The organism is Paenibacillus sp. J22P165, assembly GCF_059692015.1.
Map to the genome: position 1 here is coordinate 596692 of NZ_JCAUAP010000003.1, position 25111 is coordinate 621802.

Below are 25111 nucleotides of genomic sequence, written 5' to 3' on the forward strand. Positions count from 1 at the left end.
AGCCCCCCATTATTGATCGAATAAATTTAACTCCTGCTCATAAGACAGTGAGGCTTGAGCAGCATATAAAATAAGTCCAATGCACCAGGAATGGGACAGTGTCAACATCATTCCTTTAGGCTGAAAGCAATTCGTATTATAGAATCGTTCGGTAACCATTCCTTTATAAGCATTGAAATCTCCATCTTCTCTGGCAATAAATTGCAAGAAGCAAGATATATGATCACGGGTACGATCTAGATAGTAGCGATCTCCTGTATATGTCCATAGACGCAACATCTCAGGTACTGCGAACAATCCATAATTGTGTAAGTGCTGGTTCGATGTTGAGGCTTGATCTGCACCACGTGAGCAGTAGTTGTATTGCGCAAGTAAGGAATGCTTAGGAAATTGTAAATTATAAGTCCAGCGGAATGTCATCATCCAGTCTGCTGCGCTTGATGCAAGCTCTAACCAAAGTGGCTGACGATTAAACTCATACAACAACACATAAGAAACAACCGCATTGTATGCATCTTCGGAAGTTGGTGTTAAATGAACATCTTCAGGCGCACCATAGATATACTCGTCACGGATAAACCGTTCGTAATAACTTCCTCCACGAACTGCAGCAGCTGAGAATGCATCGTCTGCGAAGTATTTCGCTCCCTCAAGTAAGGCTGCAATCCAGAGCATACCGCCTGCGCCGTCCCACTCTTGCACTTCGCCCGTTTCACAATCGTAATAGGAGCCGAAGTTTCCATCCGAACGTTGATGATCGACCGCATATCGTAGGTTAGACAGCACGGCATGTTCCCAATCCGGATGCGCGATGCCCGCTTCTCGTTCGAAAGCTAACGCCCGAACAAGAAATAACGTAGCTTCCGATACCGTTCTTGCTTGAAGCCAAGTCCTCTTCGGATTCCAGCCGGCCGTCCAACCTCTGCCAAGCTCCCAAGAAGCCCAGAAGGTTCCGTTCGGTGCAAGACCTGTTGCAATCTTATTCAAGACTGCAATCCCTGCATCCGTATAGGAAGAGTTATCTTTTTTCCTACCGTACATCAGCAAAGCATAGGCATAAGGCACACCGCTTACCCAGCTGACATGCATGTGAGGACGATCGCCCATCCCTTTCACATTGTTATTAAACTCTCGGTCGAATGCAGCGGTTTCCCTTAAGATCTCGTTCTCTTTGTCATAATGCCATTCGAATAAGCCATGAGCTGTTAATTCTGCAGCCTGTTCTAAGCCCATCCATGGATTAAGACCGTGCTCTTGGCGATGTATCGCATACATTTGACGAACAAATGGATTATAGCTGTGTGGATCTGGTGTACCTGCATACACATAGAGATGGAGCTGCACTTTTTCGTTTGGCTGGAAGGTATGCATAACCAAATCGGCTGGTGCAGGCACAGCGTTGCCAATAAACGTAACGGGTTCCTCTTTGTAAGGAAAGTTAAGCCAAATTTCCGTACCTGCAGCATTGCCGCGGAAGCCCAAGCCGCTTATTCCGAACGGTGACATTTCCTCCGTACATAGTGCGCCGCACATGCCGTCATTCCACGCGAATACAGCTGGAAGAGCTGCGCGGTCCGCACGGAAGGACCAGTAGTCTGACACCATATGCTGCGGGTCACCGCCTTGGAAATCATAACGCGGGTATGGACGCAAGTTCTTCTCGAATCGATTCTCTTTATAAAATGCACCCGGAATCATCCAGTCTGGTTTACCTGCTCCTTCTAACTGACAGCCAAACTGTAAATTATGGGCAGATGCTTCCCTACCTTTATACTGAATGTCTACAAACACTTCGTAATAATCACAAATCCCCTGATGTTGCTTCCATCTTGAGCTAACCTGAAAGTTTGCCGATTGCCCGGACACTTCAAGCCCATCCAAAGTCGAAGCTGCTTCTTCCACCGGGACGATTTCCTTATCTCCTTGTCGGTTGCTTACCGTCAGCAATTGGGCAAATGAGAGACAGGCTTCTTGCTTGGATTCCGCGTGTCGAATCTCAACTGCTTTCATGTGCCCGTTATCCGATAACCCCCACTGTATCATTCCTGTCCCCCCATGTCCTTCAAACGATAGATGTCAATTAGATTTAAGCGGAAAATTCGATCAGCAAATGTCATCGCTTCAGATTCATCGAGTGCACCTTGGGCTACCTTTTCTGTCAACACGTCGGCAACGACTTTCCTCGCTAGTTTCTGGTGAGCATACGTACCCTCGATATAGTTATAATCGCCGCCAAAGCCTTGTATTTTCGTCATGGGTACCATTTCAATGAATTGATGCAAAATTTGTTTAGCCGCCGTCGGCGAAATAATATACAGCCAGGTCAGATCGGCATAAACGTTTTGGAAATTTTTCACGATACTTAAGTAAGGTAAATAATAAGGATAGCCGCTGTGGAGCAAAACGAATTTCGTTTCTGAGTATTCCAGTAGCAATGGAATGAGCAACTCTACATTGGAATTCGTGATCGTGTTGCCGTTGGATGAAACACTAATTTCATGATGTCCAGTATGAATTTGAATCGGGAGTCCATAAGCTGTTGAACGCTGGATAATAAAATGGATTAAATAGTCCTGAAGCGCTATTGTTTCAGCTTGTGAGAGAGACTCTTCCAAGCTACAGCCGAGTAATCGATTAAACACGAGCTCCGCTTCGTGGAAGGTCGGTTTTCCTGAAGCAAGCGAGCGCCAGTACGCATGCCCGAACTTTGTTGCGACCATCCCTTCCTGAACATATCTATGCAATAAGGCATCCACTGCATCTAAATATTGGCGCAATTGATAGACCGTGACGCCAGACATCCGTTCTACTGTGGTAATATCCTTTAATGTTCGTAACTTAAATGCGAAATCCATAAACATGATAGGACGAAAACGATCATAGTCCAATTTCGTTGTTTGGATGAGTGTAAAGGCAAGATCAATACCGGACTTTTCAGCCATGACTTGCTCATACCAATTCGGGTTGTGCGTAGCTTGCAAAACCTTTTCATTTGCCTCTAATAGGCTTTTCACGTTCCATTCCGTGACGCCATACAAATCTTCCAGCGCGGTCCGGAACATCCGAGCGTACGTCGTATTTTTCGTTTTATGCCAATAGTCCATAAACATCGAAGCCTTTTGCTGCATATCCAAGGAGCTTTGTCTTCCTAGAGAACCTTGTTTCATCCCCGCACTATAGAAATCGGAGTCCAAGTAATGCAGGAGAGAGAACAGATCGTGATTTTCTTTCTTACGAATTTGCGGTGTTGCTAGATGTTCATGACCGTCAATGATGCGGATTTTGTTAACATAATCATGAAGGATGCTCATTAGCGGGTCTCTCTCCTTCTACATGCGCGGCTGCTTCTTGTGAAGCAGCCGCTCTCTATATTTGTCATTATTGAAGCTCTGGGAACGCAGCTTTCACTTCTTTTTGGAAAGCAGCTACGACATCCGCATAACTTTTGTTATCTGTAATCCCTTGACCAGCCACTTTTCTCCACGTACTAAGGATGGAATCGCTGTATTTATCAGACTTAATAACTGGCATTGCCTTCATCATCTCGTAATAAGGTTGAAGTACTTTTTGATCGCCTGTTAGCGTACCTGTGTATTTATCAACATTGGCATCATACACACTTTTCAGTGCTGGCAAGTTTCCTCTTGCGAGCAAATCTGCATTTTGCCATTCAGCACTTGCAGAGAACTTGATAAATTCATTCGCGATGTCTTTATTTGCTGTTTTATTGTAAATCGCACGGAATGTACCACCGTTATAGAAGCCTTCTGGTGTTTTGGCAACGCCAAATTTGCCTACCGCTTTGTTATCTTTGTTACCGATCATGAACGAAGCCCAAGCTGGCATGGCAACGAGTACTACACTTCCATCATTCAGGGCATTTCCCCATCCTGCTGACATGAATGGCAGTTTAGCATCGACGTTATTCGCGCGGATATCTTTCTGCGTGTTATATACTTTTTCCCATTTCGCATCGACGTTTAATTTGCCATTTACATAGAATGGCTGCGTATTGTAACTGGCAATATCGAACAAATCGCCCGTATTCGCGATCAAATGAACTTTGCCATCGCTATCTTTCGCAACTTTTTTGCCAAGCTCAATGATCTTATCGTAACTGCTCACCATTTCACTGATTTTCGCTGAATCATCGGTTCCTAAGAACTTTTTCGCATTTTCTTTCAAATACCAGAAGCCGCCCGGCGAGGATTGGTCAGAGATCGCTTTAATTTTGCCATCCGATGATTTACCAAGCTCAGCTACATAAGGGATATAATTTTTCACGAGTTCATTTGCACCAATTGGTGTTAAATCCATTAAGAAAGGTGATTCAATGAATTTACCTACATAACTTCTTTCAAGATCAAGCACGTCAGGTACATCTTTACCGGATTGTAGCGCAGACAACAATTTGATTTGATATTGATCGCCCGGGAACACCTTGACATCCACTTTGACATTTGGATATTTCTTTTCAAATGCAGTTGCAATGCCCTTTGTACCATCAAAGAAAGTCCAAAGAGAAAGCGTACCAGAGAGCTTAGCTGGGTCTACTGCTGGCGCAGCTGTTGCAGCTGGACTCGTAGTTGCCGAGTTATTCGTATTCGATTTCGCACCGCATGCTGTCAAAACCCCTGTAGTCAGTACTGCAGTCATTAAAATAGATGTCCATTTTTGTGCTTTCATGAGAATTCGCCCCTTTGATGTAATTGAAATAGTAATTCTTCTGGCTTGAACATGTAACGATTTTTTTCCTATGAAATAGAAACGAATAGGTTCAGTAAGTCAGGCGATTGTACGGTGAGCATCACTCCTCTCAATGTTCGTTTATTAGCCTTTAACAGCTCCGGCTGCAACACCGTTAATAATCCGTTTGGACATAAAAGAGAAGAAGACCAAAATAGGAATGACCGAAATAACAATCCCTACGTATTGTGCACCAAAGTCGGAGGAGAACTGCGATTTGACACTTGCAATCATAACCGGAAGAGTTTGCATATCACCGTCGAATAAAATAATCATCGGAACTAAGAAGTCATTCCATTTTCCAATAAAAGCAAAAATCGCTAATGTAGCCAGTGCTGGACTCATTAAAGGCAAAATAATACGATGGAAAATTTGAATTTCGCCATAACCATCTATTCTTCCAGACTCGATAATTTCAGATGGCACCGAGGTGTCAGCAAACTGTTTGACAAGGAAAATACCAAAAGCATTGTACATGGATGTCAGCAACAGCGGATAATACGTATTCAACATATGGAAAACATCCATTAACTTATAAAACCCGATAATACCCAACTGTCCAGGAATCATCATAGTTGCAAGCACCATCATGAACAGCACGCTTTTATAGCGAAAATTGTATTTGGAAAAGCCATAACCAGCTAAAGCTGCAAAGTATACATTAATCAAGGTTGCTGTCACCGTGATGAAAACCGTGTTACCAAATCCCCGCCATATGTTAACGGTTTCAGTTAACCGATGATAATTGACAAAAAACTGATTACCAGGAACGATCAACAGCTTCCGAGCTATGTCTGAATTCGTATGTGTAGACGTAATCAACATGCTGTAGAAAGGAAGCAAACAAGTCAGGGCTATCGCAATTAAACCCACATAGATGATGATTTTCAACAGTAAAAGATGGAGTTCAAACGGTTTCTCTTCACTTCTAACCACTGGATGGTTACCTCCTACTCATTTAACTTTGAAGCTTTCGCTGTAATTGCCGTCAAGATCATGACAACCACGAAAATGCCATATGCGACCGTCGCTCCGTAGCTATAATTGAAATTTTTGAACGCTGTCTCATATAAATACATGACCATTGTTCTTGTCGTGTTGTCCGGACCGCTGCCCAGCATCAATGGTGCATCAAACAATTGCAGCCCCCCGATGACGGATGTAATGAATGTAAAAAGTAACACGGGACGCAGTAAGGGGAGCGTAATAAACAGGGTGCTTTGCCATTTGTTTGCGCCATCAATTTTGGCTGCTTCATACACTTCATCCGAAATGGACTGTAAACCAGCGATAAATACAATTAAATTAAACCCGAAGTATTGCCAGCAAATGACACCAGATACAATCGTACGTGACCACCAAGGACTGCTAAACCAATTCACCGGCTCGCTCACAATCCCCAGATCCATAAGTACTTTATTCACCGAGCCTGTTTGCCAATCGAACATTAAACTGAACATGACACCTAGCGTAATTGGCGTAATAATATGTGGAAAATAGTACACAGCCCGGAAAAAATGCTTACCACGTATCCATTTCTCATTTAATACAATCGCAAGTACGAGAGCTATGATGAGCTGCGGGACAATCGACATGATCCAAATGATCATGGTATTCCCTATCGTTTGATAGAAGTACGTGTCATGCAACAGCCGTGTGTAATTCGCGAAACCAATATAAATCGGATCTGAAAATCCATCCCATTTGGTAAAGCTTAAATAGAACGTATATAAAATCGGAATCAATCCAAAGATGCCAAATCCTATAAAAAATGGGGCAATAAATAGATAGCCGTAATTCGACTTATTGATTTTAGAAATCATCGCTCACAACCCTTTTCTAAAGTGTGGTACACGATTGACGAACCATCAGTGTCGGTTTATATAAATATGCTGTTCGTTCAACTTCTTCTCCTTCAATTTGGGCAAACAACCCCTCAGCAGCCTTCATCCCTACGTCTTGCAGCGGCTGGCGAACGGTTGTCAATTTGGGCGACACCCAGCTGGACAACGTAATATCATCGAACCCGACGATGGACATCTGTTCAGGAACTTGACGTCCTGATTCCTGTATCGCACGCAGTGCGCCAATTGCCGTTTCGTCGCTGGATGCAATAACAGCTGTGAAACCTTCATGTTGGAGCAACTCATTCATAGCTTCATAGCCGCCTTGATTGCTCCAGTCAGAGTTCACGATCCACTCTGGCCTGCATTCCATGTCCAATGCGCTCATCGTTTGTTGCAAGCCCTTCAACCGATATTTAATTGGCCCCATATGAGCAGGACCCGAAATATATGCAACGCGGCGATGTCCTAATCCATGTAAATAGGTCACCAAATCCGAAACCCCGGCTGCATTGTCGATATCCACCGAGAATAATCCGTCCAACTCCCCGTGATCGCCGATTAAAGCCAATGGATACGGTATCTCGATCATTCGTTCCAGCTCCTGTTGATCTCTTTTCTGGAAGCTTAGTAAGATAATCCCGTCAACGTGACCTTCATAAAGCAGATGGAGAAAGGATGCTTCGTGTTTAGAATTCGATGTCCCGCTATAAAAAATACAATTGTATCCTTTTCTATTCGCAACAGCTTCAATACCCCGTATAATACCGGAGTAAAATATGTTCGAGATGTTATCGACAACGATACCGATCGTATTCGTCCGACTCATCACTAATCTTCTGGCATTTTCATTTCGATGATAATTAAGTGATTCTATGGCTTTCTCTAACGCCTCTTGCGTGTCTTTTTTCACCTTTTGTCCATTTAAATAGCGTGAAACCGTGCTCTTGGATGTATTCGCTACTCTAGCGACATCATGAATTGTAGGCCCCATCTTTTGCCTCCTTTTTTCCTCTAACGAATCTTATATTCCTAAAAACGGGAACGTTCCCAAACTAGTGTGCGCAATCTTGTTTTGTAACTTATAATCGTCGTTTCCATTATTGGGAACGTTCCCACATTTCATTCAAAAAAAAGAACTATCGGCACCTCGTATTACACACATTTCTGGGATCGTTCCCAAAATCATTTCTCTTATATCTATTTCTATATGTTATCGCTTACAGACAAGATTGTCAACGAATTAATTTCCATTTCCTTAACTAATTCCACTGTCTTCACCAACAATCCTCGAATAATCCGAATTAGCCGAACTAAATTACCTCAAATGACTCCTATCCGTCAAAAGTGTTCATTTAGTTCGGTAGAATCGGACTATGCCTCAATTCTTATTCGTCCTCATTCTGAAGTAGATGCTTAATCGGGCACACCATCACTTCAACACCTAATTGACTAATCTCGTCAAGCAAACTCTGCTCAACCAAATCACTGGTAACTAGGATATCCACACCTTGAAAGCTCGAAAATGAAATCAATCCCTGCCGCTCGAATTTACTATGATCTGCTACGATTACAATCTTCTGTCCAGCTGCAATCATTGCCCGCTTCACTTCGGCTTCATAAAGATCAGAACTTGTAAATCCTTTACGTTTGGAAATGCCTGAGGCACCTAAAAAGGAGAAATCAGCATTATATTTCTGCAGCTCAAGCTCGGCCTGCGGCCCCACAAGACTCATCGATTTCTTGATTAGTTTGCCACCGATCATAAAGACAGAAGCATCTTCATTCTGACTGCTTTCTTCCGCCACATTTAACCCGTTCGTAACGACCATAAGACCTGGCACATTACGCAAGTGACGAGCGACACACCATGTCGTAGAGCCTGCGTCTAAAATGACAATCTCGTCGCCTACCACCAAAGAAGCAGCCATTTTACCGATAGCATCCTTCTCCTCGTAGTATTGAAACCTACGCTGTTCGACAGGTGCAATCTGTTGCGAGCTCGTTTGCAATTCTTCAAGAAGAATGGCGCCGCCATAATTTTTTTGAATGATGCCATCTTGTTCTAATTGGTTCAAATCGCGTCGAATCGTTTCTTCGGAGACATTGAATTCCTTCACCAAATCAGCCACTTTGACACTGCGTTCTTGGAAGAGCAATTCTTTAATTTTGGTTCTGCGGTGTATGGCTATCATGCCCAATCCCCCTCTAATCCTCGAATACCTTTTCACCTATTAGTTTCCGTATCAGAAAGGGATTTCTGACTGGGGAGTTTACAATGGAAATAAAAAACAATGTTGCAAATTCTAATATCGCTTTTCTTTGACATGTTGTCAACTTAATCTTCCCTTCCATTGCAGTCCCCACCGCCTTACCACTCAATCAAATCGGTCTCTGTGATAGGTAGGTTCGGGTCAGATGGAACGCGGAACGTTTTGATTTCGCAAGGGCCAAATCGCGCCTTAATCATTCGATTCACATGCGGCAATTGGATAGTTGCATCTGTTGACTCTCTCGTAGTCTCATAAGCACGAATAATCAAGTCACTACCATCTTCCGCTTGTTTAACTACGCTAACAATGATGTTGTCTTTATCTACATGTAAATAAGAGTCCTTCTGTGGAAGTTCGCCTTCATGATAGGATTCAATGATCATCGTTGGACGTTGATTCAGCTCAAGCGCATGCTTGACAGTGCCCGCCTGCTCCCAGCTTCCTTGATGCGGCAGCAATCTGTAAGTGAAAGACTGAATCCCTTGATCAATGAAGGAATAGTGACCATGAGGCTCAGGCACAACTGGATCATGATGGGCATAAATCGGACTGCGAAGCACTGTTATCGCCAACTCTTTATTCATAATGCTATAACTATACTTGGCGTCATTCATCAACGACACACCATACGTTGTCCCGCTATGATCGCCGCCATCCCTCAGAATACCGCCATAATCCACCCAACTTTGGCCTGGTTCTTCCTCGCCATTATGCTCTCTTTCCTTAAAACCATAAGGAATTTCGTACGTTTGTTTGGTAAATATCAAATTAATCGGGAATACCAATTTCAACATTTTAAACTGTTCGCGCCAATCCACTGTCACTTTAACGTCAATATAGTCCAACTCTTTGAATAGCGTAAAATCCTGAACGATTTTCGAGCTGCCATATTCACTAGTGACACGAATCACGGATGTAATAGGCCCATGTTCCACACGTTGGACGCTTGTTGCGATGAAATCGCCAACTTTATTGTTAAAATGGAACACATTATGACTCCACGTATCCGATTTATCTTCGATTACAACGGGTCTGGCCGCTGGGCCGCGGAATACTTCATATTGGACTTTCTTATCAAAAAGACTGGAAATAAAACCTGTCTTTGGATCGAACTCCAACCGGAATCTATCATTTTCTAAGGAATAGTCATTTGCTTTGATCGGCTGTAAGGCTAACTTGGGTTCCAGCGATGATGTCTTCACCTTATACACGCGGTAACCCAACGAAGGCAGCTCTGCAATGAAACTTAGGCGGAATCTGCCACCAGCCGTTGCCTGTGATTGCACCAACTGGAACGGCACTTGTTTCCCCGTCTCATCCACTACGATGGTCGTATCCTTGATACCGCCAATTTCAAGCTCTACATTCACTCGGCTGTCCCAAGAATGAGGATTGAATACCACAATCGGCTTCATGCCCTCTTCCTGTTCAATGCCGATGTTCCAAGATAGGGATTGAATGGCATAATTTAATCCACGTTCTGCAATGGTCATAGCCTCACCATGCATGTTCCGCGCATCCTCATAAGCCGATTCCAGACTTGTTCCAGCGAGGATATCATGGAATTGATTGAAGAGGACATTTTTCCATGCTCGGTGATAGTCTGCCGGATACGGCTGCCCCGTGATGATTTCGGCCAGCGAGGACCATTTCTCAGCAGTAATGAGCGTATTCTCTGCTTGACGATTCCAGTGCTTAATACCCGAGTGCACAGCATAACACCCACTTGCATGATGCTGGAGATCATCGTGAACGACGGGAATAGGTAAATCCATGGCTTCCATATCGGCAAAAAATTCATTTGGTGCCGCCATTTCCAGCGTTGGAAATTCAGGCAATGCATTCATCCGCTTGATGCTGTTGATGTTTTCTTTGGTCGGCCCACCGCCATGATTACCAACCCCATAGAAGACCATCAAGTTGCCGAACGGATCTTTCTGCTCCTCCATACAGCGGCGTACGTGCTTCTCCAAATCTTTGCCCCACGTGCAGTATTCGAATGGAATTCGATACGACATGACACGGCTGCCATCATCGGATTCCCAATGGAATAATCGACCTGGCAAGCCTTTTTCATTCGGCATAGGACGCATAAAAATATAGTAAGGCATTCCGCTTTTGAGCAAAATTTGCGGCAGCATGCCGTGATGTCCGAAGCTGTCGACGTTATAACCTACTTTCGCGGTTACGCCCAATTTCTCTTTGAAATACCGCTGACCATATAAGCCTTGGCGGACAAACGATTCCCCGCCAGGTATGTTACAGTCCGGTTGGATCCACCAGCCTCCGACGATTTGCCAACGGCCTTCGCGGACGCGTTCTTTAATTTCTTCAAACATTTTGCGATCATTGTTTTCAACCCACTCATAGTTCGCAGCGGAGCTAGACGTGAAAATAAAATCATCATATTCCTTCATGCGATCGAGCGCTGAACGAAATGTTGCTTTCGTTTCTTGAAAGCCTTCCTGCCATTGCCATAGCCAGACTGGGTCTAGATGGGCATTCCCGATCATGTAAAGTTTCTTATGTTTCATAGGTTCTCTCTACCTTCTCTCTACGTAGTTACTTGCGTTTGATCAAGCTAGTTAATACTGAAAGGCTTCGCACATCGGCTTAAACCAAGGGTTAAAATACGTTCCTAGCTGTTTGCGTGCCTCAGCAACTTTCTTCTTCGCATCATAGACCAGCGTCGGTGGTAAATGACCGAAGGTCATCAAGTCAAAATCATAGGTCAGAAGCTTATCCATAGATTGCTCCCACGCGGCCAAATCAGATCCTACCCTGGGATGGTAGCCGCCCCATAAAGTATCTCCAGCAATTAATACGTTGTGGATGCCATCTTTTAATAGAAGAGACACACTCCCAGGCGAATGTCCTGGGGTGTGAATTACTTCCAAAATGAATCTGCCCACTTGTATGATTTCTCCATCATTTAATGTCCTGTGAACTTGTGCAGCTGGAAAAGGCTTGCCATAGAGAAAAGCAGCCGTTCGATCGTAATCACCTTGTTCCACTTGCTCGCGATCGTTTTCGTGCATCCACAGTTCAACTTGGCTTTCCTTGGCTAGCTGCGCAAATCCACCAACATGATCCCAATGACCATGCGTGGCTATCACTTTTGTAATATCTCGTGGATGTAGTCCAAGCTCTTCGAGGTTTCGTTTCAGTGCAGGGTACCCCTCAGAACCTCCACAATCAATCAGGACAGGCTCGCTTCCTGTAAGCAAATAAGCACTTGCATCCCATGGATGGGTTAATTTATCGCCAGAAATGACATAGAAATCTTCGGCAAGCTTGACTGCTTTCGGCATTGGGTTCCCTCCTTTATGCCATGACTATCTACACAAAATGGTCATCTTGCCCTTTGCTTCCAAGGAAATGAGTCATTTTATCGATGACTGTGTTTTCTACCGCAGTTCTTCCTACTTCTAAAAGCGAAGGCTCTAGTGCCTGACACTCAGCATTTGTTAGCCTTTCCTCGCGTCCCAATGCTCCCAAGAAGGCAAGTTCAAGATCTGTTGCAATATTAACTTTGCTCACACCGCCGCCTGGAAGGCGAATGGCGCCAGCCATCATGTCGGCCGGCACACCGGAACCACCATGCAAGACGAGATGAACAGGCGTTAGTGAACGAATGGCTTGCAATCGATCAACGTCGATCTTAGGTTGTCTCACCATATACACGCCATGCGCAGTTCCGCAAGAAACGGCCAATGCATCAATTCCCGTTTCATTAACGAAGCGGTGTGCTTCCAGTGGGTCCGTGTATAACTCTTCATCTGTATCCGTTTCTACAAAATCCGTTGTGCCGATCATGCCAAGCTCGGCTTCGACTGATACGCCTTTGGCGCGTGCATAATCTGCAACTTCCTTTGAAATAGCGATGTTTTCTTCCAAATTTTTCTCAGAAGCATCAATCATGACCGAAGTGAAACCTGCATCAATCGCTTCAGCAATCGTCGCCAATTCTTTCGTATGGTCGAGATGCAAGACCAACGGCACAGTAATATTTTCCGCAACCACTTTGTCATAGAACTCATCAGCGAATTCCTTCGGAGTAATGCCATATCGAACCAATTCTTTATGAGAGATTTGGACAATAGCTGGTGATTTCATCTTCTCCGCAGCCCGTAACACGGCCGTTATCATTGGTGTATATCTTGGGGAAAATGAGCCAATAGCGAAGCCAAATTTCTCAGCTACCTCCAAGGCTTGTTTGAGCGTTAGAACGTTCTTTGGTCTAGTTCCTGCTGTCATATCAATCTCTCCTTCGTCGTGAAATAGATTTCAAGTGTGATAATTTCTGCACCTTTGGCATGCAGGGTGAACGTGCCATCGGCATTATTGATCAGGTTTTCTCGATCCATCGGCTGTTCATTTAGTTTTACGTAACGAACCTGCTGAGGCTTGATCTTTAACTGCACGTTGGCAGTGGTAGCTTCCTTCGACGTATTCCAGAAGCGCATAATGAGCGCATCGTTTTTTTCGGATTTTTTGCAAGCGCTAAGCATAAGTGTATGGTCGCCTTTAAGCTCCAGCCAACCGCCAGTTTGCTCTAAAACACCATCATGTCTATCTGTGACTGAGCCATAGCTTGCCGTTAAATATTCATGTACTTTCGTACTGATTTGGGCTTCTAGCCAATCTCCTTGATGGACAAATATGGCATACTCCGCTTCATTCATCCCCAAGCTCTGAGCGTCAGGTACAGGTGTTTCAGGTCCAGCCCCGCCGTGTCTAATTAGGGTATCTTCACGAGATAACCAGCCTACAGCCCTCAGAAGCGTGATCGCCAGTGTTCCTTGCTCATCATTCAGCATTTCATACTCGGTCAGCCCTTTAGTAGCGACTGTCAGTCCTTTATCGCTGCCTTTTACACTGACAAACCCTTGCTGCGGCTTCTGCGGCACGTACGTTTCCGGCCATCCATTTCCCATATCCAGAACAGCTGCTTCTCTCTCCACCACATCAAAATGGCCTTCCGCATGCGAGACTTTAAACTTCTGACCTAGAGGGAATAACACCCTTAACCGATGGTCTTCCGCTTGATTGTTCCAAACTGTTCGTACATCCACTCGTTCGGATCCCGAAGTTAATGTCACATAATTCGTTATGTGGTAATCCGTGTATGATGCCATTCTGCTTAACCGATCTTCGCTAAGCTTCGTCGGCAACGACCAATGAATGTCTACCTGAAGGGTGACTTTTGCATATCCGGTTTCTGCAGCTGAAATATGTACCTTCAGCGAATGATCCGTAGTACGTCGTACGTGGTCGATTAATGGGGCCGCATAATTGTACGTGTCCCCTGCGTCTCCACCACTTTCAAATGCGCCTAAGCCATCATAGATGGACCCGCTTCGTTTGTCCGTGATTCGCAGTGTACCGTTCTGTGCTTGAACCTCCACACGCAGAAACTCGTTCTCTATCGTGTTGTTACTAATGTGCAAGTCAGATTTGGCTTCACTGCCCTTGATCTTGGCAGCTGGCAGCAGCGTATTGAAATAGACTTGTTTCGGATCGCATACTGTCTCTCTTTTTCGTAGCTCAAACGTCTTGTAACCTAGGCCTGGGAGTTCTTTCGCCAAGAAACTGATTTCCGTATAGAAATGTTTATCCGTCATTGGCTTCATTCCGCTGACATCCTTCACTTGAAATGGAATCTCAAGTCCGTCGGAGTCCATAAGAACATGCGTTCTAGGGTGAACAGTCAGCTTGCGATCGATCCAAACTGCAGCAGTATCACTCCTCGTCCAACAGAGTGAATTATGGATAACAATCGCGAAAGCATCCTCAGGCAATGCACTTGTATCAATAAGTTTGTTGATGTACTGAACGCTCTTCTCCGTCAAAATGTTAGCTATTTGCTTGGACTGTGCGAAGCGAGGGATCATCTCCCGATGGACTTCATCAATACTGCAACCACAAATACTATCATGGGGGTGGTTCTGAACAAGAAGCTCCCAAGCCGTCCACAGAAGTGCCGCTTCATACTTGCGCCCATGCAGCCATGCTAATGCTGATAATGGCTCTGCGTAACGCTCCAGGGCTATCTGTCCTTTGAAGTTATGCTGTTTCAGGTACATTCGGGCAGACAGTACACCAGGTAATACATGAGGCAGCTCTGCGCCGAAATTCCTGAGCTCCCCTTTGATTACTTCCAAAGAAGGATTTTGTGCACGGACAGCCTCCATGAACTCCTTCGTTGTTCCCCAGTGAAGCTCCGCCATCTCCTGCAAATCCTCTTGAACCTGCTTCATTAAGCGGGGCAATCGAGCATCGATCAGTCTATGATCACCGCCGTATGGCATTAACAAGCAATCTGTGGTAGCTCGCGCTGACAAGCGTTCGATTGATTTTCGTACTCTGCCATACGTTTCTTCATACGTCTTCTTCGGATTATCGAAGTGGAGAAAATCCACCATATAATAGCCATCTGGGAACCAATAGGTGAACACTTGTGTGCCATCTGGCGCTTCCCAAAGAAACTCTTGTTTGAACTCAGAAGCTGGTCCTCCCAGCCCTCGCCAAACCATCGCATTATCAATGCCAAAGCCTTGCAGGATCTGCGGCATTTGCGAGATATGACCGAACGTATCCGGTATGTACCCTACATCCAGGTTTGTAAATCCAAGCTTTTCAGCCATCCGATTCCCCAACATCAGATTGCGTACATGGGCCTCACCGCTGACGAGAAACTCATCCGGCAAAATGTACCATGGACCGCATTGAATACGGTTTTCGTTGATGTATCGCAGCAAACGCGCTTGATTTTCTGGTCGAATCTCCAGATAATCTTTCAGTACGATTGTTTGCCCGTCGAGTAAGAAACAGCGGAACGCTGGATCGTTATCCAACGTATCTAACAGTTCGTCGATTAGCTCCACCAATCGGATGCGGAAATCCTGCATCGTCGCCCACCATTCCCGATCCCAATGCGTGTGATGGTACACAAAAACGCGATATTTACGCTCCAAGCTATTTCCTCCTACCCTTTCGTACCCGCACTAATATTCATACCTTCAATAAAATATCGTTGAAAAATAAAGAAGATTGCGATAACTGGAATCATCACCATGACGGAACCTGCCATTAATAGATGCCATTGGCTTGTGCCGGAACTAACCTTGAAAGCTTGTAAACCAATCTGTAACGTATACTTGGCTTCATCATTCACATATAAAAGCGGTCCGAGAAAGTCATTCCACGCCCCAGTGAATGTCCCGATTGCAACCGTTGCAAGTGCAGGCTTAGCCAGAGGAAGCATGATCGAACGCCAAATGTAGAGGTGGTTTGCGCCGTCGATTTTCGCAGCTTCCACAAGGTCATTCGGGATCCCCAAGTAAAATTGGCGGATTAGGAAAATATGAAATGCACTTCCAAAAAAGCCTGGAATGACGAGCGGTAAATACGTGCCTACCCAGTGTAATTTGGAAAATAAAATATATTGAGGAATCAGGGTTACGAATCCCGGAATGATCATCGTTCCAAGAATAATGGAAAAGAGAAACCCCTTGCCTGGAAATCGAATTTTAGCAAACCCATAAGCGATGAAAGAATTTGAAATGACATGCGCGCACACAGCAACCGTAGCGATTAACAGTGTATTGGCCGAATATCTTGCAAAATTGCCAGCTTGCCAGGCTTCTATATAGTTGGACCAAACGAATTTCTTTGGGAACCAAGTTGGCGGATACGAAACCACTTCCGAAAGTGATTTCAACGAAGTTTGAATCATCCACCAAAACGGCATAAGAAAAGACAAGCTGCCAACAATTAGAATCAGAGTTACGACCCATTTTGAGATTCTTTCCTTATTGCGGCGGCTTTGATGATACGATTTCTTAGTAACAGTTGCAGCAACCGTCATCGCGAATCTCCTCCTTCATAGTGAACCCAATATTTGGACAGCACCATATTAATTACAGTAACAATTATGGCGATTACGAAGAGGAACCAGGCCATGGCCATCGCATATCCCATATCGAATATTTTGAAAGCTTTCAGGAACATATGCAGGTTGTAAAATAATAGCGAGTTCGATGGAGAACCCGGCGCACCAGGGTCATCGGCCATGACGTAGCCTTCTTGGAAAATTTGAAAGCCGCCAATTAGGCTAGTGATAACATCAAAGAAGATGACGGGCGTAATCATTGGCACGGTTATATGCCATAGCTTGCGGATTTTAGAAGCACCATCAATCTCTGCCGCTTCATATAGATGATCGGATACCCCTTGCAACGCTGCTAGAAACAGCAGCATCCCACCGCCGACAGCCCACATTTTCATCATAACAATCGCATTTTTCGTCCAAGCAGGATCCGATAACCAAGCAGGTCCCTCGATGCCAATCCAACCAAGAACGGTATTAATGAGACCTGATTCTGGATTGAGCAGCATCATCCAAAGCATATAAACAGCGACACCGGACAAAACGGTTGGCAGATAATAAATCGTCCGAAACCATCGCATACCGGGAATTTTCACATTCAACAAAACGGCAAGAATGACAGAGCCCATCGTCGTTAAAGGGACGGCAAGTGCAACATAATAAAGCGTATTGCGGAGTGACTTCCAGAACAACGGATCTTCGGTAAACATACGTTTATAGTTATCGAGCCCGATATAATCCATGCGCGAAGTGATGTCATAGTTCGTAAAGCTGGCGTATAAAGAGAACAACAGTGGACCTGCTGTGAAAATGAGAAAGCCTATAAACCACGGAGCAATGAAACTGTATCCTTCTAGTGCTTCTTTTTTATCCAAGGACCACTTCCTTGTTTTTTTCGGTTGTGTACCTTTCGTCAATTGAGGATTCACTTGTTTCCCTCCTTATATGAAAAGGGTGGAGTAGTCACACACTACGCCTCCACCCTTTTTCTCTAAAGCTTATTTTGTATTCGATTTAACTAAATCTTCGACCGCTTTTTGAGCTTTATCCAAGGCTTCTTTCGGTGTTTGTTTACCTAAAATCGCTTCATCAATTTGTGGATTTACCAGGTTAAGGAAATCGGGTGCTGTTACTGGGACCGTTCCCAAAACTGTTGATTTTAAGTTATCTACCGTGAACTTATAAATTGGATCCTTGATCAACTCTGGATCATTGGACGCTTTAATATTGGATACATTATCGAAGTTGAATTGTGCCCAATATTTCTGTGCATCAATATCCGTCATGTATTTCAAGAACTCCCAGCTTTCATCTGGATGCTTAGCGCCAAACGGAATTTCAATCGTAAAGCCTCCGCCATTACTCCAGTTACCGCTGCCTGGTTTGAATTCAGGCATTGCTGCGACACCAAAATCTTCTTTCTTCGGTGCAAAGTCACGAATTTGCGTCCAGAACGTTCCCGCATCGATCTTCATCGCTAACTTACCAGCAATAAGGGGATCATTCGTTTTACTGCCGAAACTAGCTTTAAAGGCATCGACTTCTTTTTTACCTAGGCGGGTATCCCAGCTGTTAAACCATTCCAAAGCAGCAATTCGGTTAGGAGAATTGATATAAATGCCTTTGTCATCCAGCCAAGGTCTTCCGCCGTCAGCGTTGTTCAGGAACATATCTTGCCCGCCTGCAATACGAGGATGGAAGCCTAAGCGCTCAATTTTACCATTATTAATTTTATCAATTTTCTTGGAGTACTCTTCCAATTCCGCCCATGTTTTTGGCGGTTTCTCCGGATCAAGACCCGCTTCTTTAAAGAGTGCTTTGTTATAGAACAATACGCGAGTATCTGTAACAAATGGAAGCGCGTACACTTCATCTTTATATTGCATAGCACTTAATAAGTGCGGGAAGAAGCGATCCTTGATATTATCTTTTGCCAGGTAAGGCGTAAGATTCATCACTTGCTTTTTACTTGCACGTTGAGCAACTTGGCTAATATCGTGGATGATAACATCAGGTGGATTACCCGCTGCAATGGCGGCTAGTTCTTTTGTCCAACCATCTCCGTAAGGTAAGAAAGTATGTTTCACCGTGATGCGATCCTGAGAAGCATTAAAGTCACTAATGATTTTCTCGATAATAGGACGACGTGTAGTAGAACCCCAATGCGTCCAAAAATCCAGTGTTACTTTACCCTTCGGTTTCTCTACTGCTGGACTTGCTGCTGTACCAGCGGAAGCACTCGGACTTGCCGTATTGCTCGTGCTGCAAGCCGTCAACACTAAGCCTGTAGTAAGCGCCGTGCTAAGTACGACCAACATGGATTTATTTGCTCTCTTCATACGGTTACATTCCCCCTAATAAAATGGTTAGACAGCCAATGCCACATTGCGGATTAACAATCCCACATCTTGAAGCGTTTCCAATGTGGTTTCTTGAAGCCTATATCTATATAATACTCAAAGATTCCACATTGTCAATTCATTTTTAACCGCTTACAAATGTGTTTATGTGGTGTCCTATATAAAATCAGTCATAATCACACATTTTTCCGTGATAATTTGCATATTAATAATAACCTCCATTCCCTAACCCTGTTCTGCATAGAAGATCATCACCTTCATCGACCAAAGTCGTTCCCGGATAATTCGTTTGATCATCAGCTGAACAAGTCCCATGTGAATCGGGTATTAGGTGAACAGACAGAAGGATTAAAAAAAAGGAACACGTTAGCCCGAATTGGGTTCGTGTTCCTTATAGGCTTAGATCAAATTCACTTCATACTGCTTACCCGCTTCAGTCACGAGCAATTGAGAACTCGAACCGTCTTTGACTTCAGTTCTTGGCGTGCTATTTCCTACTTCGTTAACAATGAAAGCAGCTTTGTACCGAACCGTACATGCCCCACCGACCGAGGAGCGAATCTTAGCCTTCAAAAGCAAGCCATCCTTCCAAATGATGTCCACCTCGAATCCGCCACGCGCACGTAATCCCAATACACGGCCGCTCGACCATGCCTTTGGCAAGGCTGGCAGCAGACGGAGCTCCCCATTATGAGACTGCAAAAGCATCTCGGCGATTGCCGCTGTCCCTCCAAAGTTGGCATCGATTTGAAATGGAGGATGGTCACCAAACAGATTAGGATGCACAGCATGTCCAAGCAGCGCGACTAGATTCTCGTAGGCAGCCTCGCCATCCTCCAGACGCGCCCAAAAGTTAATAATCCATGCCCGGCTCCAACCCGTATGTCCGCCACCATGGCTTAATCGCATTTCAAGTGTTCGACGAGCAGCTGCCGCAAGCAGCGGTGTGCCGTCTGGTGTAATCTGCTGGCCTGGGTGAAGGGCAAACAAGTGAGAGATATGGCGATGTCCAGGTTCTGGTTCCCCATACTCGACAGTCCATTCCAGCAATTGCCCTTCTCGTCCAATCTGTGGTTTAGGAAGTTTCATTAACGTTGCAGTTGCCTTCCTTTGAAAATCATCCGCCAGCCCTAAACGTTCCCCAGCAGCTAAACAAGCCATAAGCAGTTCGTACAAAATTTGAGAATCCATTGACGGGCCAATACAAAGTCTGCCTCTGTTCCCGTTCGGAAGTTCGTAGGTGTTTTCCGGAGAAAGGGAAGGCGCAGTAACCAGTTGTCCTTGTTGATCCTCAATCAGGAAATCAAAGAAAAACTCCACAGCTTCTTTCATTAGCGGATACGCTCGTTCTCGAAGGAACACTTCATCCTTGCTATAACAGTAGTGCTCCCAAGCATGCAGAACAAGCCACGCACCACCCATTGGCCACATAACAGCCGGAATGTACGTGCCTTGAATCGCTGTATCTGCCCACAAATCGGTAGCGTGATGAGCAACAAAGCCACCTGCTCCGTAAACTCTTCTGGCAGTCTGACGGCCGTTCGCTTGCAGTCGTTCCATAAAGTCGAACAACGGCTCATGGCACTCCGCTAGGTTGCAAACCTCTGCTGGCCAATAGTTCATCTGCAGATTGATATTGAGATGAAAGTCAGATTCCCAAGGCGGCGTATGACTTTCATTCCATATTCCTTGCAAATTCGCAGGCAGGCTGCCAGGTCTTGAACTCGCCATTAATAAGTAACGCCCGTATTGGAAAAATAGCGCCTCCAACCCGAGATCCGTCTCCCCCTTCTGCATGCGCTTTAACCGCTCATCCGTTGGGAGCCCAATCAGCTCAGCTTCCTGTGAACCGCCAAGCTCAAGACGCGTCCGGCTAAATAGCAAGCGATGATCATTCACATGACTTTCTCGGAGCTCGGAAAATGATTTCTCTCCCACAGCCTCAGCCTGCGCTCTGCTTACCAAATCCGGGTTGTCACAACGAAAGCTCGACTGTGCTGTGACGATCAACGTAATCGCATCGGCGTTCTTCACTGTGACATAGGCGCCGATCGTTTGCACGCTGCCTCCTTCAGCTACTGCTTTTAACACCGTAGCATACGCGACACCATCAGCCCCCAGTCTGCCGCTCATCATAAGCTCGTCATCTGACGTAAGTTCAAGGTTGCCTTCAAATGGGCGCCGGTTCAGTCCTGCACTCAGTGATAGACATCCCTTTTGTGACGCAGTTAGCCTTATGATCAACGCTTGATCCGGAACACTGGCAAACACCTCTCTGCGGTATGTCGTATCGCCACAAACATAAACGACCGAAGCGATGCCCGTTTCTAAATCAAGCTCTCGCTTGTATTCACGAATCTCACCTTCGAGTCCTTCGATATGTATAGATAAATCGCCCAGCGTCTGATAGGTACCGAAATGCTGAGGAACCGATGTCATCGTTAATCTCGCTAATCGCTCGGCCTCTTGCGGCTTACCCGCAAACAACAAGCTTCGAATTTCCTCCAGATGTTCATTAGCAGCTGGATTGTTACGATCAGATTTGGGACCTCCATACCAAACGGAGTCTTCATTCAACTGAATGCGTTCATCGGCAGCAAGCCCAAACACCATGCCTCCAAGTCTTCCATTGCCTACAGGCAAAGCTTGAACCCAAGCTTTAGCAGGCTGCTTATACCATAACGTTGTGTCTGTACGCTGCATCATGTTACCTCCATTAGGAAACGAATAATTAATCTGCGATGATTAGCCTCTCATTTGACATGCGATATTGAGTCGGCGTCAAGCCAAAGCGTTTCTTAAAGATTTTAGCAAAATAAAAATAATCATTGTACCCCACCTGCTCCGCAATTTCATTGATGGATCTATTCGTCCCCCTCAATAAAGAACATGCGTGCTCACTGCGGATATTAAGCAAGTAATTGGTGAAGGTCATCTTCAGTTCTCGCTGAAATAGTTGACTCACATAATTAGGATGAAGCTCGAATTGTTCCGCAATGCTCTGTATGGAAACATTCTCATGGAAATGTTCTTCCACAAAATTCATGATTTTTTTAAACGTAACGTTAGAAATCTTTTCTTCAGATATTGAATCTTTCATCCGCGAAGTTTCAGGGATAAAGGATTTAAGTTCGTTCAACATGTTCGAAAAGCTCTCAAACCTTACGAAGAGCTGCTCATACGTCTGCAAGTAATCTTCTTCCAATGAACTCTCGTGTGTAATGGATAGCATCGCGTAATAAATATGAAGGGCATCTCGAATCGTCAGCTGCCCATTATACGCTTGCAAATCAAGCTCATCAAATAGACTCGAAAGCTGTTCCCTATAGTTGCTGCGAATAGCTGTATAAAGTCTAGATGTAACTTCATTTGTTAGCATACCAGCAGCTTCATATGTATGAATCTGGCTATGTTTGCCATCCATGAAAAACTGACAAGACGCTTCAGCCGCAGTTTGAATGGCTGCATGCAATTGTCCGGGCTTAGCAGCCGGCAACCCTTGCCCAATTCCGCCCCTGCCAGTAAACTCCGTTTGTTTTACTAATCGGTCCATGTGCTCAAGATCGCTTTGGCAAAGTAAAACAGCATGCATGTTTTTACCGATTTGCAATTGCACATGGCGCACCTCTTGTGAAAGCTGCAGCTCATCCATCCCCCGAAACACGAGCACCGCAACGCCAGTTTCTTCCCATTGTAGCCCCATTTTACCAAGGAGCCTTACGATTTCCACATCATCCTTCGGCGACTGGATTTGAATCAGCGTGGATAAATAAGAGATTTCATTCCGTCTAGCTGAGTTACATTTCTGCACGACCTTGCTCAGGATTTGATTCATCTCTTCCGCTTCAATCGACTTCAGAATATACCCTTCCGCCCCTAAATTGATCGCTTTTTGCGCATATTCGAATTCCGAATATCCACTAATGACGATAAATTCGGTATTAAGACCGTCTCGCTTCACGGTTTCCATGAGATCAATCCCGCTCATGCCTGGCATCCGGATATCCGTGATCACGATGTCGGGTTGTAAAAGACGAATCTGTTCAACCGCAGCAATGCCATTATAAGCTTCCCCTATCAAGGTTAAGCCATGCCGCTGCCAATCCACTTTGGCTTTAATGCTCTCCAGAATCCACTTCTCATCATCCACTAGAAATGCACGAATCATCTGTCCTCATCCTTTCTGCCAGGCAACTGCAGCACGATTTCCGTCCCTACGCCTTCCATGCTTTTCACGGTGATGCCGTATGGACTGCCATACGCAAGTTTGATTCGTTGATTCACATTGGAAAGCCCCACGCGATATTGATTCCCGTCCTTCGATAACTGAGATTCGCTCGAAAGTTCAACATCCAAACGCTTTTGCAACTCCTGAAGCTGTTCATTGCTCATTCCAATTCCATCATCTTGTACAGTAATACGCAGGTTTCTCTTCTCATCAAGCTCACCTCGAATCAAGAGATGACCTTTCTCCATTTTCAGCTCAATCCCATGGAAAATCGCATTTTCAACAATTGGTTGCAGAATCATTTTCTTTACGTTAAAGGCGAGCATTTCATCCGTAAAATCATACTGCACGTCAAATCGTTCATCAAAACGGATTTTTTGTATCGATACATAGTGCTTAACAATCTGCATCTCTTCCTGTAGCGTAACGTCATCGGCGGCTTTAATGCTATATCGAAAAATATGGCTTAAATTAGAGGTCATCCTGCCTATTTCCGGTGCGCCTCTGACAACCGCAATGCCCTGAATGCATTCTAATGTGTTATACAAAAAATGCGGATTAATTTGACTGTTCAGAAAGCCGATTTCGGCTTGCTTTTTCAGCAGTTCCAGCTCATAGACCTGCGAGTGGGAGTGGAGCAGCTTTTGCGTCAAATCCCGAATTTCATCGAGCAGCTGGTTAAACTTCCCCGCCATACTCCCTATTTCCGCATAGCCGTCAAGCTGCACACGTTCCGTGAGGAGATGGACATTTTTACCTCGAATATGATTAATGAACTCGCCAAAAGCGCGTATCGGCTGTACAAAGTTGTTCGCAATGACTTTATACAAAACATACACAATGAGAATCATGGCTAAAAATAACCAAATCGTCGTCAGCCTGGCCTGCTGCAGCCCTTTGTAGAGCTCATTCTTGGGGGTAGCGCTGACCATCGTAAAACCGATATTGGGGATATGCTTTTCTCTCGTAATCGTATCATCCCCAGCATCCTTCTTCCAAGTCGTCCCTAAACTTGACTTATCATTACTCGTAACCACAGATCCTGCGGCATCTAGGACATAAAAGTTACCCGATGTTTTTTGTGAGAAATCTTCGATTTGTGGACTGATCGCTTTCACGTCCATCAGCATCAGCAAATAGCCGACATCCTGTCCGTAAGAGCTTCCTTGTTTAATCGACCGAACTGGTGTGCTAGCTACGACATAATTATCCCGTTTATCGTTTAAATAGACAGACCTTAAACCAAGGATCTTGAACTTGGCTTTCTGCTCTTTATGAATTGAAATGTCCTGCATAATCGCCCCAACATCCGCAAGTCTTTCTGAGAAGCCTACATTGAACGATCTTCCTTTATCACCAACTAAAATAAACTCTGCGATTCCCTGCTTCAGTTCTTTCATTTTATCCAAAAAACCAGTTAATTCCTGATGCAGCTCAAAGTCTTTGACGGGATCCGTCTCAACGAAAAAATTTTGTACCGTATCATTAAAGGATAGCGCTGTCATAATGCGATTCACCGATTCGACATTGGCATATAAGGTCGTTTCTACGTTGTTCATCAGCTCCGTCGCGTATTCGCTGTTTTTCTGATAGATAACGTCCGTCGTTTTCCAGTAATTCACATACTGAACGACTGACATCAGGAAGAACGTTATCGTGAATACAACAAGCAGCTGTACCTTTATCGCTCGATTTTTCAAAAATCCCAGCATCACTGCTCCCCCTTCCATGAAGTTCTACTCATGATAATAAAACGTAGAAGGTCTGAT

17 protein-coding genes are annotated in these 25111 nt (G+C 44.8%); all 17 read right to left on the reverse strand.

What is annotated here, in order from left to right; translation table 11 throughout:
• Positions 1-9: 9 nt before the first annotated feature.
• Complete coding sequence (locus tag AC58QM_RS10220) at positions 10-2043, reverse strand: hypothetical protein (protein WP_497283557.1); 2034 nt, start codon at positions 2041-2043, stop codon at positions 10-12.
• Entirely contained in the window at positions 2040-3311 is a 1272-nt protein-coding gene (locus AC58QM_RS10225; RefSeq protein ID WP_497283558.1) for an amidohydrolase family protein, read from the reverse strand. Before AC58QM_RS10225 ends, AC58QM_RS10220 begins: the two co-directional genes overlap by 4 nt.
• Positions 3312-3378: 67 nt before the next feature.
• Complete coding sequence (locus AC58QM_RS10230; protein WP_497283560.1) at positions 3379-4686, reverse strand: ABC transporter substrate-binding protein; 1308 nt, start codon at positions 4684-4686, stop codon at positions 3379-3381.
• 144 nt (positions 4687-4830) lie between these two features.
• Positions 4831-5682, reverse strand: a complete 852-nt coding sequence (locus AC58QM_RS10235; protein WP_497283562.1) for a carbohydrate ABC transporter permease — start codon at positions 5680-5682, stop codon at positions 4831-4833.
• 14 nt (positions 5683-5696) lie between these two features.
• Positions 5697-6569: a carbohydrate ABC transporter permease gene (locus AC58QM_RS10240; protein ID WP_497283564.1), complete on the reverse strand. Its 873-nt coding sequence runs from the start codon at positions 6567-6569 to the stop codon at positions 5697-5699.
• 16 nt (positions 6570-6585) lie between these two features.
• Positions 6586-7584 carry a LacI family DNA-binding transcriptional regulator gene (locus AC58QM_RS10245; RefSeq protein WP_497283565.1) on the reverse strand — a complete coding sequence of 333 codons (999 nt, stop codon included), beginning with the start codon at positions 7582-7584 and terminating at the stop codon, positions 6586-6588.
• A gap of 394 nt (positions 7585-7978) precedes the next feature.
• Positions 7979-8785, reverse strand: a complete 807-nt coding sequence (locus tag AC58QM_RS10250; protein ID WP_497283567.1) for a DeoR/GlpR family DNA-binding transcription regulator — start codon at positions 8783-8785, stop codon at positions 7979-7981.
• A gap of 176 nt (positions 8786-8961) precedes the next feature.
• Positions 8962-11397: an alpha-mannosidase gene (locus AC58QM_RS10255; protein ID WP_497283569.1), complete on the reverse strand. Its 2436-nt coding sequence runs from the start codon at positions 11395-11397 to the stop codon at positions 8962-8964.
• Positions 11398-11448: 51 nt separating this feature from the next.
• Positions 11449-12174 carry an MBL fold metallo-hydrolase gene (locus AC58QM_RS10260; RefSeq protein ID WP_497283571.1) on the reverse strand — a complete coding sequence of 242 codons (726 nt, stop codon included), beginning with the start codon at positions 12172-12174 and terminating at the stop codon, positions 11449-11451.
• Positions 12175-12202: 28 nt separating this feature from the next.
• Positions 12203-13120, reverse strand: a complete 918-nt coding sequence (locus AC58QM_RS10265; RefSeq protein ID WP_497283573.1) for a class II fructose-bisphosphate aldolase — start codon at positions 13118-13120, stop codon at positions 12203-12205.
• Complete coding sequence (locus tag AC58QM_RS10270; RefSeq protein ID WP_497283574.1) at positions 13117-15840, reverse strand: alpha-mannosidase; 2724 nt, start codon at positions 15838-15840, stop codon at positions 13117-13119. The genes AC58QM_RS10265 and AC58QM_RS10270 overlap by 4 nt, the downstream gene beginning before the upstream one ends.
• An 11-nt stretch (positions 15841-15851) precedes the next feature.
• On the reverse strand, positions 15852-16733 hold the full coding sequence (locus AC58QM_RS10275; RefSeq protein ID WP_497283576.1) for a carbohydrate ABC transporter permease: 882 nt from the start codon (positions 16731-16733) through the stop codon (positions 15852-15854).
• Positions 16730-17683, reverse strand: a complete 954-nt coding sequence (locus tag AC58QM_RS10280) for a carbohydrate ABC transporter permease (RefSeq protein ID WP_497283578.1) — start codon at positions 17681-17683, stop codon at positions 16730-16732. Before AC58QM_RS10280 ends, AC58QM_RS10275 begins: the two co-directional genes overlap by 4 nt.
• Before the next feature lie 69 nt (positions 17684-17752).
• Positions 17753-19093, reverse strand: coding sequence for an ABC transporter substrate-binding protein (locus AC58QM_RS10285; RefSeq protein WP_497283579.1), 1341 nt, complete (start codon positions 19091-19093; stop codon positions 17753-17755).
• A 420-nt stretch (positions 19094-19513) separates the two neighbouring features.
• On the reverse strand, positions 19514-21820 hold the full coding sequence (locus tag AC58QM_RS10290) for a glycoside hydrolase family 95 protein (RefSeq protein ID WP_497283581.1): 2307 nt from the start codon (positions 21818-21820) through the stop codon (positions 19514-19516).
• A 25-nt stretch (positions 21821-21845) separates the two neighbouring features.
• Positions 21846-23282 carry a response regulator transcription factor gene (locus AC58QM_RS10295; protein WP_497283583.1) on the reverse strand — a complete coding sequence of 479 codons (1437 nt, stop codon included), beginning with the start codon at positions 23280-23282 and terminating at the stop codon, positions 21846-21848.
• Positions 23279-25054 carry a sensor histidine kinase gene (locus AC58QM_RS10300; protein ID WP_497283585.1) on the reverse strand — a complete coding sequence of 592 codons (1776 nt, stop codon included), beginning with the start codon at positions 25052-25054 and terminating at the stop codon, positions 23279-23281. Before AC58QM_RS10300 ends, AC58QM_RS10295 begins: the two co-directional genes overlap by 4 nt.
• Positions 25055-25111 lie beyond the last annotated feature (57 nt).